General features: G+C 65.9%; 11 protein-coding genes and 2 pseudogenes. 9 read left to right on the top strand and 4 right to left on the bottom strand.

Annotation, left to right across the window (positions count from 1 at the left end; translation table 11 throughout):
- Window positions 1-342: pseudogene (locus Y705_RS20155) on the bottom strand (aspartate carbamoyltransferase); the annotation flags it as partial.
- Complete coding sequence (gene pyrR, locus Y705_RS0114035; RefSeq protein WP_049822802.1) at window positions 339-938, bottom strand: bifunctional pyr operon transcriptional regulator/uracil phosphoribosyltransferase PyrR; 600 nt, start codon at window positions 936-938, stop codon at window positions 339-341. The pseudogene Y705_RS20155 and the gene pyrR, both read right to left, overlap by 4 nt.
- 96 nt (window positions 939-1,034) lie before the next feature.
- Here pyrR and Y705_RS0114030 point away from each other — a divergent pair, with 96 nt between their 5' ends.
- Window positions 1,035-2,288: a PrsW family intramembrane metalloprotease gene (locus Y705_RS0114030; protein WP_049822801.1), complete on the top strand. Its 1,254-nt coding sequence runs from the start codon at window positions 1,035-1,037 to the stop codon at window positions 2,286-2,288.
- On the opposite strand, the gene Y705_RS0114025 is transcribed toward Y705_RS0114030, so the two are convergent.
- Window positions 2,281-2,763, bottom strand: a complete 483-nt coding sequence (locus Y705_RS0114025; RefSeq protein WP_026533314.1) for a hypothetical protein — start codon at window positions 2,761-2,763, stop codon at window positions 2,281-2,283. The two genes, Y705_RS0114030 and Y705_RS0114025, sit on opposite strands and share 8 nt — an antisense overlap.
- Window positions 2,760-5,227: pseudogene (locus Y705_RS0114020) on the bottom strand (molybdopterin oxidoreductase family protein). The gene Y705_RS0114025 and the pseudogene Y705_RS0114020 overlap by 4 nt, the downstream one beginning before the upstream one ends.
- Window positions 5,228-5,408: 181 nt before the next feature.
- Between Y705_RS0114020 and Y705_RS20150 the strand changes: the two are divergent.
- The 8 genes from Y705_RS20150 (at window position 5,409) to Y705_RS0113980 (ending at window position 12,995) form a co-directional block, all read left to right on the top strand.
- Window positions 5,409-6,782: a phospholipase D-like domain-containing protein gene (locus Y705_RS20150; protein ID WP_049822800.1), complete on the top strand. Its 1,374-nt coding sequence runs from the start codon at window positions 5,409-5,411 to the stop codon at window positions 6,780-6,782.
- Complete coding sequence (locus Y705_RS0114010) at window positions 6,760-8,142, top strand: phosphatase PAP2 family protein (protein ID WP_026533313.1); 1,383 nt, start codon at window positions 6,760-6,762, stop codon at window positions 8,140-8,142. Before Y705_RS20150 ends, Y705_RS0114010 begins: the two co-directional genes overlap by 23 nt.
- Window positions 8,129-9,145 carry an alpha/beta fold hydrolase gene (locus Y705_RS0114005; protein WP_049822799.1) on the top strand — a complete coding sequence of 339 codons (1,017 nt, stop codon included), beginning with the start codon at window positions 8,129-8,131 and terminating at the stop codon, window positions 9,143-9,145. The genes Y705_RS0114010 and Y705_RS0114005 overlap by 14 nt, the downstream gene beginning before the upstream one ends.
- The gene (locus Y705_RS20145; RefSeq protein WP_081738076.1) at window positions 9,138-9,926 is read left to right on the top strand and encodes a metallophosphoesterase; all 789 of its coding nucleotides are present in this window, start codon (window positions 9,138-9,140) and stop codon (window positions 9,924-9,926) included. Before Y705_RS0114005 ends, Y705_RS20145 begins: the two co-directional genes overlap by 8 nt.
- Window positions 9,911-10,621: a metallophosphoesterase gene (locus Y705_RS20140; protein ID WP_162149089.1), complete on the top strand. Its 711-nt coding sequence runs from the start codon at window positions 9,911-9,913 to the stop codon at window positions 10,619-10,621. The genes Y705_RS20145 and Y705_RS20140 overlap by 16 nt, the downstream gene beginning before the upstream one ends.
- A gap of 233 nt (window positions 10,622-10,854) precedes the next feature.
- Window positions 10,855-11,325 (top strand): hypothetical protein, encoded by a 471-nt coding sequence (locus Y705_RS0113990; protein WP_026533311.1) that lies wholly within the window; start codon window positions 10,855-10,857, stop codon window positions 11,323-11,325.
- A gap of 52 nt (window positions 11,326-11,377) precedes the next feature.
- Window positions 11,378-12,457 carry a S1C family serine protease gene (locus Y705_RS0113985; RefSeq protein WP_026533310.1) on the top strand — a complete coding sequence of 360 codons (1,080 nt, stop codon included), beginning with the start codon at window positions 11,378-11,380 and terminating at the stop codon, window positions 12,455-12,457.
- A 37-nt stretch (window positions 12,458-12,494) separates the two neighbouring features.
- Window positions 12,495-12,995: a hypothetical protein gene (locus Y705_RS0113980; protein ID WP_155850089.1), complete on the top strand. Its 501-nt coding sequence runs from the start codon at window positions 12,495-12,497 to the stop codon at window positions 12,993-12,995.
- The last annotated feature ends 448 nt before the right edge of the window (window positions 12,996-13,443 follow it).

The raw sequence follows: 13,443 nt of genomic DNA, 5'->3' as shown, positions 1-13,443 counted from the left end.
GAGCCGCGCCGGCGCTCCCGAGGCGGGGTGGCGGATCACGACGGCGTCGGCGCTCATGGCCTCGAGGGTCTGAGCAGTGTCCTTGAGCGATTCACCCTTCGAAACCGACGACCCCTTGGCCGCGAAGTTGATGACGTCGGCTGACAGGCGTTTGGCCGCGGCCTCGAAGGAGATCCGGGTGCGGGTGGAGTCCTCGAAGAACAGGTTGACCACGGTGCGGCCGCGCAGGGCGGGCAGCTTCTTGATCTCCCGCTCCCCCACCGCCGCCATTTCCTCGGCGACGTCCAGCAGGCGGAGGGCATTGGCTGCCGACAGGTCGGAGGTGGAGAGCAGGTGTTTCATGCTCCGCCCTCGATGACGACCTCGTCGCCGGGCCCGCCGCTGGCCGCCACGCCGGCCGTATCGACCTCACGCAGGTGCACGCGCACCCGTTCGGACGACGACGTCGGAAGGTTCTTGCCCACATGGTCGGCCCGGATGGGAAGTTCACGATGGCCGCGGTCCACGAGCACGGCGAGGCGGACGATCCGCGGCCTGCCGAGGTCCACGAGGGCGTCGAGCGCCGAGCGGATGGTCCGGCCGGAGTAGAGGACATCGTCCACGAGGACTACCACCTTGTCATCGATACCGGTGGCGGGAAGCTGCGTGGCCAGCGGGGATCTCGTGGGGTTACGTCGGAGGTCGTCGCGGTACATGGTGACGTCCAGCTGCCCGGTGATCACGTCGGGGTCCACGGCGGGATCGACGTCGGCGATCTTGCGCGCGAGGCGCTGCGCCAGCGGAAACCCGCGGCGGGGGATCCCCAGCAGCACCAGGTCGGCGCTACCGCGATTGGCTTCGAGGATTTCGTGGGCGATGCGGGTCAGGGCCCGGTCGATATCGGCTTCGGCGAGAACAACGCGCTGTTTGGCTCCGGAATACGGTGCAGGCACGGTCATAACACGCTTCCTCCTTCCCCGCCTCACTGGACGGAACTTAAAGGGTGGTTGCGTTGACAAAACTACCACAGGCGCATCTGCCCTTAGGGTGAAGCCATGGCCAGCAACGACCCGCATCGCCCCCTGCCCGGCACGTTCCGGCCGCCGGACTCCGGGTGGTGGGAGGCCTCGACCATCCGGAACCCCCGGGTCGCACCTCCCGCGAGCCTCTCTCCTCCTGTTTCTCCGATGTGGGAGCAGCCCCGCGGCCGCGGCGCGGGCGTGCTCAATATCATCCTCGCCATCGCGGCGGCCGGCATCACCGCGATGGTACTGCTGTTCCTTTCCGTGTCCCTCGGCCCCTCCGCACTGGTGCTGTGCAGCGTCCTTGCGCTGATTCCACTGGCCATCTGCCTGCTCGGCATCCGCTGGATCGACCGCTGGGATCCGGAACCGCGGGGAGCGCTGCTGTTCGCTTTCCTCTGGGGTGCCGGCGTTTCGGTGATGGTCACCCTGCTGCTCGGGAACTACGTGATCGAGCTGCTCGGCGCGGCACTGACCACCACGCCCGACGATGTCATCGGGCCGGTACTGCAGGCTCCCCTCCTCGAGGAGCTCGCCAAGGGGTTCGGCGTCCTAATTCTCGTGTACACGCGCCGAAGCCATTTCGACGGCCCCGTGGACGGCATCGTCTACGCGGGGACGGTCGCGGCCGGCTTTGCGTTCACCGAGAACATCCTCTACTTCGGGACAGCGGTGATCGACGCAGGCAGCACCGGCCCACTGGTCAGCGTGTTCATCCTCCGCGGGCTGTTCTCGCCTTTCGCGCATGTGATGTTCACTGCGGCGCTCGGCTTCGTCCTCGGACTGGCAGTGGCCCGCGGCGGCGGGAGCCGGCGTGTCCTCCCGGGCTTCGTCGTCGGACTGGTTCCCGCGATCGCCGGACACATGCTGTGGAACGGCGGTACCGTGATCCTTTTCAGCGACTTCTTCTCCTTCTACTTCTTCGTGCAGGTCCCGCTCTTCCTCGCCGCTGTGCTGTGCGTGATCCTGCTGCGCCGCTCGGAACGCCGGCTGACCGAAGCCCGACTTGGCGACTATGCCAGGGCGGGCTGGTTCACATCCCAGGAAGTGGCCATGCTCGCGACCGTGCCCGGACGGCGGCAGGCCCTGGCCTGGGCTCGCGGGATCGGCGCAAGAACCGACATGGCCGCCTTCATCCGCACGGCCTCACGCGTCGCCCATACCCGGCAACGGATGCTCGGCGGACGGCACGACGCCGACGACGCCGCGGAGGAGCATTTCCTGCTCGAGGAAGCAACCCGAAGGCGGTCGCGTATCCTGCAGACCGCCTCCAACCGGTTCAGCTGATGAGGATCTGGGTGGACTCCACTTTCAGCATGGCGTTGGCCCAGCGGACCTGCCGCAGGGTCTCGGGGTGGCACCGTTCGGTCACTTCGAGCAGGTCGGTGTGCTTGACCCCCTGGGCTGCCTGCGCGAGCATCTCCCAGTCCGCCGAAACGCCTGAGGCTTTCATGTAGATGCCGCGGAGGTCGCGCAGGAGCAGTAACCCGGGGGCGCTGTGGCGCCCGAGGAGTTCGCTGCCCTTCTCCCTCACCCTCTTGGCCAGAGGAAACTCGCCCTCCGGTTCCGGGTCGAGGTCCTGCCCGTAGCTTTTTCCGATCCCCGCTATCTCCCGGACATGCTGTTGGGACCACTTCGCGAGGTCCCGACCCAGATGGTAGATCTCGTGGTCGACCCTGTGCCGCTCGGAGGCCTGGAACAGCTCGTGCGCGAGATCGTTCTCCGAGCGGTGCAGCTCGTGAAGTACCAGTCCGAGCTTCATCGTGATCCTCCCACCGGAGTCGCGGAGATGTTCTCATCCGCCGCGGCGTTGTGGGTTCCCGAGGTTTGGAAACCCACCGGCTTCACCGGGGCCGAGGCCGTGGTGGTGGGCGCCGCCGACGGGCGGCCCTTGCCGGATTTGAGCTTCCGGATGCTGGCGGCCGCTGTCTTGAAGATGGGCTGTTTCGATGCGGGATCCCAGTCGGTGATCGTGAGCTCGTTGGCTGCCCTGCCGGTCTTGTCCGGTTCGTGGCCGCCCTTGGTGTCCCAGTACCCGTAGTGGAAGGGAAGGAACAGGACACCATCCCTGATCCCGCTGATCCTCACCTTCGCTTCCACCGATCCCCGCGGCGTGGCGACCCGGGTGAGGTCACCCTCGCGGATCCTGTACACGGCGGCGTCGGCCTCCGACATCTCCACCCACACCTCCGGTGCTGCGGCCTGAAGCTGCGGCGCCCTGCCCGTCTTGGTCCGGGTGTGGAAATGGTAGAGGGTCCTGCCGGTGATGAGCTGCAACGGAAAGTCCCGGCTGGGTAGCTCATGCGGCGGCAGGTAGTGGGCTGCCTGGAGATCGCCTTGCCGTCCGGGTTCATCGCCTTGTATTCCGCCGGTTCCAGCGGCGCCCCGGTGACCAGGTCCCGTCCGTAGCTCTCACAGTACTCAGGATCGCTCCAGAACTTGCCGTCCTTGCAGATATGCGCCGTGCCATCGGGGTTTTCCTCGTTGCAGGGCCACTGGATCCCCGATCCGCCGCGCAGCTTGTCGTAGGTCATGCCGGTGTAGTCGCAGGGCCGGCCCCTCGTGCATTCCTTCCATGCCTCGAACGCGGACTCGGGATCATGCCACTTCACCAGTGGCTCCCCGTCCTTGTCCCGAAGGTCGAGCCGACGTGCGTAGTCCAGGAAGATGTCGAGGTCCGGTTTGGCGTCCTCGGGCGGATCGACGGCCTTCTCGGAGAGGTGGACGGTGCGGTCGACGTTCGTGAAGGTTCCGGTCTTCTCCCCCCACGTTGCCGCAGGAAGGACGACGTCCGCGAGCTGGGCCGTCTCGGACAGGAAGATGTCCTGCACCACGAGGAACAACCGGTCCTGCGACAGGATCGAACGGACCCTCTGCAGCTCAGGCAGCGACACCGCCGGATTGGTACCGCTCACCCACAGCATCCGGATCGACCCGTCCTCGACGTACCGCATCATCTGCATGACGTGCGTAGGCGGTGACTGGTGCGGGATCGCCATCGGATCGACGTTCCACACCTTCGCGAGGTCTTTCACATGGGCATCGTTCGACCAGTGACGAAACGCCGGGAAATCACCGTCCGCGCCGCATTCGCGGGTGTTCTGCGCCGTCGGCTGACCATTCATCTGCAGGATCCCGCACCCGGGCCTGCCCAGCATGCCCCGGATGATATTGACGTTGTTGACCTGCACCGCTGCAGCGGTGGCCTGGTTCGACTGGTAGAAACCCTGCAGCACCGTCGAGAGCAACCGTTCGGCATGGCCGATCACGGATGCAGCTTCCCGGATGAGTTCCTCGGGCACATCGCAGATCTCCGAGACCACAGTCGGCGGGTAGTCCTTGACCCGCTTCTCGAGTTCGCTGAATCCGACGGCGTGCGCCTCGATGTACTCCCGATCCACCCAGCCGTTGCCGATGATCTCGTGGAGCAGCCCGTTCATCAGAGCCACGTTCGTACCCGGGCGCGGAGCAAGATGCACCGTTGCCGCTCGTGCCACCGGTGTGAGCCGAGGATCTACGCAGATGATCTTGGGCGGATTCGGGCCCGCGAGCCGGTCCAGCACCCTCATCCACAGGACGGTCTGCGTCTCGGCCATATTGTGGCCGTAGAGCGCGATCACGTCGGCGTGGTCGATGTCCGTATAGGACCCCGGCTGCCCGTCACTCGCGAACGATTCCTTCAGGGCAGCAGCTGCGGTAGCGGTGCAGAGACGGGTATTGCCGTCCACATGGTTCGTTCCCAGCCCCCCATGGGCCACGAGACCCAGGGTGTAATACTCCTCGGCGAACAACTGACCGGTCGTGTAGAACCCGATCGCACTGGCGCCCTGCTCCTCGAGCAGGTCCTTCGTGCGGCCCACCACACGGTCCATCGCGGTATCCCAGTCCGTCTCCACCAGCTTCCCGTTCTTCCGGATGAGCGGTTTCGTCAACCGGTCGGGAGAGGAGTTCGCCTGCCACCCGTACAGGTCCTTGGGCCCCAGTCGTCCATGATTCACCCGGTCCACTGCCCGTCCGCGGACCCCGACGATCCTGTCATCCTTCACCGCGATATCCAGGGCATCCCCGTTGGAGTGGAGGATCGATGCGGTCTGGACCCATCGATCCACCTCTCCCGCCTCGAGCCCCTCCTCCAGATGGGTGTCCACGCGGACGGGCCACTCCTCCCCCGCCGCGTACGGGGTTCGTGTCCCCCACGGTTCAGCTATCCGGTCCTTACGGGTCATGGATGTCGCCTCCGGTCCTGCATCGGTACTCACAGGCAACCAGTTCCAACACTGCCGGTGAAGGTCACAGCCGACTCTACGGATCCACCGAAACCCCACGCAAGGAAAACCCGTGCTCCTGCGGCGTCGCTCGACAAGCGCATAGTGTTGTCCACCAGAGCGGTTCCAGGAAGGGTGGGGCGTGGATTTCCAACTATGGTGGGGTCCCGGGGCGGGGTCGACGGTGGCGGGGTTCGTGGTGGTGGATTTCCTGATCCGGATCGCGGTGCTGGGCTTCGTTCCGCACAACAGGCGGCCCTCGGCTGCCTTTGCCTGGCTGGTCGTCATCTTCTTCATCCCGATCATCGGTCTGGTCATTTTCCTGCTCTTCGGCAAGTCCCGGCTCGGGCCACGCCGCAGGGGCACGGAACGCCGCCTGGCCGACCGTGTGCTCGGGGCCGCCACCAAGGAATCGGATAAAGGACCGGAGCTTGCCGAGGAGCGGGTCGTTCCGGAGTGGGCGCTTGCCGCCGTCCGCCTGAACCAGCACAACGGAGGTGCCGCCCTCACTGCCGGGAACCGCGTGGACCTCCACGCCGACTATGAAGAAAGCATCGACGCAGTGACGGCGGCGGTGGATCGGGCGGAGGCCTCGGTCGACGTCCAGTTCTACATCCTGGCCGCCGATCGGACGACGGACCGGTTCTTCAGCGCGTTGGAGCACGCCCGCTCCCGGGGCGTGAACGTGCGGGTCCTGCTGGATCAGCTGGGCAGCGCGGGTTTTCCCGGGTACAAAACCGCTACGAAACGCCTCGATGAGGCCGGCATCCCGTGGCGGCGGATGCTGCCCGTTGCCCCGCCCCGCTTCCACTATCAGCGCCCCGACCTCCGCAACCACCGGAAGATCGTCGTCATCGGTGACCGGGTGGGTTTCACCGGGTCACAGAACATGATCGATGCCGGCTACAACAAGAAGCTCAACCTCCGCAGGAACTTCCAGTGGCTCGACCTGATGGTCCGGCTCGAAGGCCCGATCGTGCACCAGCTCGGTTCTGTGTTCGCGGCCGACTGGTCAGCGGAAGCGGGAGAGCCTGCGTCCGAGGACAACCCGACCGGCCGGGCGAGGAACCGGGAGGAATCCCCTGCAACGCGTCGGGGCAGCGGCGTGCTCTGCCAGGTGCTGCCCAGCGGTCCGGGGCTCGGCAACGAAAACAACCTGCGGTTGTTCAACCACCTGGTGTACAGCGCGGAGGAACGCGTGGTCATCTGCAGCCCCTATTTCGTGCCCGATGAATCATTACTGGTAGCGGTCACTTCAGCCGTCCAGCGCGGAATCGACGTCCAGCTCTGCATGGGAGCAACGTCGGACCATTTCCTCACCCACCACGCGCTCGATACCTGGAGTGAACGCGCCCTCCACCAAAAATACCTGGATAACGCCTGCCGCATCACCGCCAACCTCCAATGGGCCCCACAGCCTGTTCGGAGATCGTCGGCCCGTTCCCTGCTCAATGCTCGGGGTCGGATGGTGCCGCTCACGAAAGGAGGCTCCGATGGGGCTTTATATCGCCCGTAGTGCCCTGGGTCTACTGGGCGCCCTCTGCCTTGGCCTGGCACTCACGTTTCTCTTCGGCCAGGCCGCGTCAGGCACAGGCGGCAGATCAGTTTTTTCACCGGTTTTCGGGGCCGTCGATTTTGTCGCCGACGTCGGCGCTGACGTGGGTTGGCTGGTCCTGCCGGTCACAGCACTCTGGCTACTCATCCGCCGACTACCGTCGTCGGCCGCCTTCGTGGCAGTCGCCGCCATCGGTTCCGCCGTGCTCACCACCGCAGGTCCCGCCCTGGCGTCCGGCCTTCAGCCGCTGGTGGGAGCGGTGATCCCCGGAACCGGAGGGGCCGGCCTGTTCGACGAGGGGCTCCTTGGCCTCACGGTCACTGTCGGTGTGCTGCTGCTTGTTTTTCTGCACCCCATGCCGCCGCGGGCACGGGTGCCACTGGTCGTGGCGGCGGCGGTCTTCGTCGCCGCCTACGGCAGTGCCCGGGTTCTCGGCGGGGAGGCAGGTATGGAGGCCGCGATCGGCGGAGTCCTCGTCGGCATCAGTTGGGTGGGAGTAGGTGCCGTCGCTTTCCGGAGATGGCGGCAGGCGAACGGAGCCGACCCCGGGTCCTGGCTGGACGGCCTGCCTGTCACGGATTCCGCGGCCCTTGTCTCCGCGCCCGCCCGCGACGTGGTCCTGCCCGGGGGCAGGCGGGCGGTTCTGGTGCTTCTGGGCTCCGCCGCGGGAATAGGTGTGGCACTGACGGGTGCCGGGCTCATCATCACGAACCTCCTGGGGCGGGTCCAGGAACTCGACGAGACGGTCATCGAATGGTTCGCGGGCATCCGTAATGACAGCCTGACGGTGCTGGCCACCGCCATCGGTGCCCTGGGCACGACGTCGGGGGTTGTGGCGGTCCTTCTCGTCAGCGCTCCGCTGGCTCTTGCCGCCACGAGGCGTTGGGCGCCCGCGATCTTCCTCCTTGCCGCCGTCGTCGGTGAAACAGGTCTGTACCTCCTCGCCGGCATGGTCGTGGGCCGGATGAGGCCCGCCGTCGACCACCTGTCCGAGGGAGTTCCTCCTACCTCCTCGTTTCCCTCCGGGCACGTCGCGGCGTCCCTGGTGGCCTACGGGGGTGTCGCTCTGCTCCTGGCCGCGTGGACCAGGACCCGTTGGCGGTATGCTGCGGTGGCGTGTGTACCGTTGATCGTGATCGGGGTTGCGCTCTCCCGCATGTACTGGGGCGTCCACTACCCCACCGATGCCCTGGCCAGCGTCCTGTACGCGGGCGTGTGGCTCGCCGTATGCTGGCGGGCTTTCCGCCCTGATCGCGGGTCGCCCCACCGGACGTCGACATCGCAGAACTTTAGGAAGGAGAAGGCACGTGATCGGAGATGAACGCCCACGGACGGCGGCCCTCTTGCTGGCCGCCGGTACCGCTGCCACGGGCGCGGTCCTCGCGCGCCGTCGCCGGTCCCACCATCTGGCCCGCCGGATCAACGGCGCCGGACCCGGCGTGCGGACCGACGACGGCGTTGTCCTGCACGTTGAAACCGGCGGCCGGGACGATGCACCTGTGACCGTGGTCTTCGCCCACGGCTTCGCCGCACGGGCCCAGGAGTTCGATGCCCAACGCGACGCACTGGGCGAGCATGCCCGTCTTGTCCTGTTCGATCAGCGCGGTCACGGCCGAAGCGGGTGGGGAGATTACCGGTGCGCCACCATCGAGCAACTGGGACGGGACCTCGGCCACGTGATCGACACCTGTGCCGGGAACGGTCCGGTCCTCCTGGTGGCACATTCAATGGGGGGAATGGCCGCGATCGCTCTCGCCGGGCAGCGCCCTGAACTGTTCGGACCACGTATTGCCGGCGTCGCGCTGCTCTCCACCGCCGCCGGGCGGCTCACCCGGGTCGGCCTGCCGGACAGCATCGCCGGAACCGCCCGCAGCACCGGCCTGGCGGACGCGGCGGCGCGGGCGCTGTGGTTCATCGCTCCGGCAATCGAGTCCTTGGCACCGTTCCGCCGGCCCTCGGGACGCCGCTGGATGCTGGACCGGCTCTTCGGCGATGATGCTCCCTCACCGGAAGCCGCCCACGTCATGCAGGACATGTGGATCAACACGCCGCAGTCGGTGATCTCCGCCTTCTACCCGGCCATGGTGAATTACAACAGGACCGATGCGCTGGACGTCTTCCGGAATATTCCGACCCTCGTACTCACCGGGAACAGCGACAGCACCATCTCCTGCCAGCGCAGCGAACGCCTGGCCCACGCGATCGGAGACACTGCCCGCCTCGTCGTGATCCCCGGCGCCGGGCATATGGTGAACCTGACCCACCCCGACGCCGTGAACGAGGCACTCCTCGAACTCCTGGAAAGCACGCGGGCCCATGTCTGACCGGAAGGAGACGCGGTCATTCATGAAACGGGCGATGAAGCTGCTGGGCGCCGCACTGGCGGGAATCATCGGCCTGTTGACCGTCTACGGGGTGTTGATCGAGCCGAGGCTGATTCTTGACGAACGCCACTACGAAGCAGCCCTTCCGAATCTCGGCACGCAGTGGGAGGGCGCCGAGATCGCCGTCATATCCGATATCCAGGTGGGAATGTGGTTCGCCAATACTGCCATGGTGGAACGCATCGTGGACCGGGCCGTGGAAGAGGACCCGGAGGCCGTGCTCATCGCCGGTGACTTCCTCTACAGCAATGACCCAGGCAACCAGGAGAAGATCGACACGGTGCTCGACCTGCTCGCGCCGATCACCGACGCAGGAATTCCCTCCTACGCCGTCCTCGGTAACCATGACCATATTGTCGGAGCTGCCGAAGAACTCACCACCGCACTGGAATCCCGCGGAGTCACCGTGCTCCTCAATGAGAGCGCCGAGGTCCCTCTCCCCGACGGGAACCCGGCCCCACCACTTCACGTAGTGGGCCTCGGCCCGGCGTACCAGGGCCTGGCCGACAGCGAAAAAGCCTTCAGCGGTATTCCCGCCTCGGATGCCCGCATCGTGATGATGCACAATCCGGATACCTTCCCGACCCTGCCGCCGGACAGTGCCCCGCTTGCGGTCGCCGGCCATACCCACTGCGGTCAGATCGCCGTCCCGGGGACCCCTGACTGGTCATGGCTTGCCTGGGAATGTGGTTCGCCAATACTGCCATGGTGGAACGCATAGTGGACCGGGCCGTGGAAGAGGACCCGGAGGCCGTGCTCATCGCCGGTGACTTCCTCTACAGCAATGACCCAGGCAACCAGGAGAAGATCGACACGGTGCTCGACCTGCTCGCGCCGATCACCGACGCAGGAATTCCCTCCTACGCCGTCCTCGGTAACCATGACCATATTGTCGGAGCTGCCGAAGAACTCACCACCGCACTGGAATCCCGCGGAGTCACCGTGCTCCTCAATGAGAGCGCCGAGGTCCCTCTCCCCGACGGGAACCCGGCCCCACCACTTCACGTAGTGGGCCTCGGCCCGGCGTACCAGGGCCTGGCCGACAGCGAAAAAGCCTTCAGCGGTATTCCCGCCTCGGATGCCCGCATCGTGATGATGCACAATCCGGATACCTTCCCGACCCTGCCGCCGGACAGTGCCCCGCTTGCGGTCGCCGGCCATACCCACTGCGGTCAGATCGCCGTCCCGGGGACCCCTGACTGGTCATGGCTTGCCCTGACCACCGACGAGCCCGCCGTCGCCGACGGATTCGCCCCGAAAAACTACGGTGCGGAGGGAAATCAGCTGTATGTCACCTGCGGCATCGGCTTCAGCGACATCCCGGTACGAATCGGCGCCCCACCACAAATCGTCTTCTTCGAACTTTCGAACGGAACAGGCCAAGAGCTGCCTGAGCGCGTCAGCCGCGTCGGCTGAAAGTCAAGGACACCTTTTCCCGGGCGCCTTCCGCGACCAGCGACCACGAAAGAACCGCGGGGAGTCACAATCGGATTACGGCGGTTGTTCCCGTATCGCCTGAACGCCTAGCGTGGTAGTAAGTGTGCTGATCGTCATGGTCGGCTCCAGCAGGGACGTGGTGCCGCTGCCCCGGATTTCCGGGCCGCCGAGTGGATCTGTGTCTGCTCTACGAAGCCGAAGGAGTTACGACGATGACTTATCAGGACGTACACAGCGCGAAGGCGCGTCTACCAGCCCTGGCCGGAGCCGCGCTGGCTACCCTCCTGGTGGCGGGGTGTTCCTCCGCGGACAGCACCGAGGGCGCCGAACTGAACGGGGCCGATGCCCAGGTGAATGTGGTCGAGATGGAGGACCTCTATCTGGTGGCACTCGAAGAAGGAGAACCCGCCCGCTTCCTTGGCACCCTCGTCAACCAGTCGGCCTTCCCCATGGATGTCACCTTGTCCGATGCCGACGATGAGGTGATGGTCACGGTTCCCGCGGACAGCGAGTTCGCGTTCGCTGAAAATCCCACACTCTTCGAATCCGCCGATGTCACCCCCGGGACCATCATGACCGTCTCCATCGCGGTCGGTTCGGATGACGAATCAGTGGAGATCCCCGTGGTGGACGGCACCTCCGAGGAGTACCGCGATTTCGCTCCAGCCGACCCCGAGCGCTAGCATCAATCCCCAGCCGATGCCGATGCCGATGCCGATGCCAGAAGGATTCTCCATGAACCAGCTCTCCCCGCGCCAACCCAGGTACCTGCGGCCCGGCCGGGCCGTACCACTGGCCGCGGCGCTTGCCCTCGGATTGGGAGCCTGCACGGCTGACAGTCCACCGCCGGCCCAGACCTCGGGCAGCGCCTCTGCCGTGGCAACTACCGGGCAGAGCGAATCAACGCCGGCGCTGACCATTCCCGAGATCGTGGACGAGGTCCAACCCTCGGTGGTCACCATCTTCACCGGAAGCGGCGGGCTTGGAAGCGGTGTCATCTATTCAGAGGACGGCCTGATCCTGACCAACGAGCACGTGGTGCGGGGAAACACCGAGGTCGAGGTGGCGTTTGCCGACGGACGGCGGGTGAGCGGCACGGTCGAAGCGACCGACGTCGTCTCCGACCTGGCCCTGGTAAGGGCCGACCGGACCGGCCTGCCTGCCGCCGAATTCGACACCGACCTGCCGCAGACCGGCGAGTTGGCCGTCGTCATCGGCTCTCCCCTCGGCTTCGAGAACACCGTGACGGCGGGAATCATCTCGGGCCTTCACCGTGAAATACCGGGCTCCGCCCAGACGAGCCAGTCACTCGTCGATCTGATCCAGACCGATGCCCCCATCAGTCCCGGTAATTCCGGCGGCGCTGTTGTGAACGGTGAGGGGAGGATCATCGGTATCAGTGAGGCATACATTCCTCCCCAGTCCGGGGCCGTGGCGCTGGGATTCGCCATTCCCGCCGCAACCGCGGTGGAGGTGGCAGAGCAGCTGCTCGAGGACGGCACCGCGGAACATGCCTTCCTTGGACTGGTGCCGGGAGCCATCACCCCGCAGATCGCGCAGCAGCTCGGCCTGGAAAGCCCGGAGGGTGCAGCAGTGTTGTCGGTCCAGGAAGGCAGCCCGGCCGACGACGCAGGAGTACGCCCCGGAGACGTCGTCGTCTCGATGGCCGGCGCCGACATCGACTCGCCGGAGGGCCTCCTGTCGGCCCTGCGGGAACAGGAGCCGGGGGCCACCGTGGATCTGACGGTTCGCCGGGACGGCGAGGAAGTTCGGCTCGAAGTGGAACTGGAAGACCGACCTGTGAGTCGGCCGTAGTCACCGGCACGACCGATGGACTGGAGGAGATATCAGGATGAGCAACAGAATTCGACGAAAGCTGGCCCCGCTCTTGGTGGTACCGGTTGCAATGATCGGTCTGGCTGGGTGCTCCTCGGAGCCCGAAGCCGCGGATCTTCAGGAAATCATCGGAGAGACGGAGCCGAACGCGCCCGGGCAGGTGGCGAATGGTGCTGATGTCGGCCCTTTCTCAGGAGTGTTCGACGCTGACTTCCGGGGGGACATCCCGAGTTATTTGGGGAGTGAGGTCACGCTGTCCGCCGAAGTGGGAGAGATCCTCACGGCTGAGGCCCTGACGATCGTCGGTGACGACGAGGCCGCGCCGCTGCTGGTGGTCACCGGATCCGAGGTTCCTGAACTGGAAACCGGGCAGACGGTGGAAGTCGACGGCCTGGTTCGCGAGGGGTTCGATGTCCTGGCCTTCGAAGAGGCATCCGGCGTCGACCTCGAAGACGAGGTGTTCCTCGACTGGGAGGGCGAGTACTACATCGACGCCACCGCCGTCACCGCCCCCTAGCCGGTCTGCAGTCGATCCACCCGGGCCTCCGGGCGGAGCAGGACTTGAACAGTCCTCGCTTCGCCCGGAGGCCTTTTGTGTGCCGTATTCGCTGCGTTGTTCGCTGCCGTATTCGTTCCACGAGACCGTGCACCATGCGAAGTGTCAGCGAAGTGAAGATTCGGTCACAGGAGAATCAAGCTGCCCGCCGGTCTGTAACGGACGGGTAACCGGGCTTTGCGAGGCGAAAGTCAGTCTGCTTACGGTAGTTGGGAGGCGCAGGAGAACCCCCAACCGATACAAGGGCCGGATGCGCCGCCGGACCCGAACCCAAGAAGGAGCCGTGGACGCAATGACCGAGAACCTATGGATGAAGAGGGCCGCCGCTCTGTCGATCGTGCCGGTTGCCGCGCTGGGCCTGGTGGGGTGTAACAGCACTTCGGGAACCGAGGACGGCGCCGACGTCGAG

It is taken from the genome of Arthrobacter sp. H41 (assembly GCF_000520535.1).
Classification (GTDB): Bacteria; Actinomycetota; Actinomycetes; order Actinomycetales; family Micrococcaceae; genus Arthrobacter_D.
The sequence above is the reverse complement of the archived record's forward strand: the minus strand, read 5'-3'. Positions and strand labels throughout refer to the sequence as shown.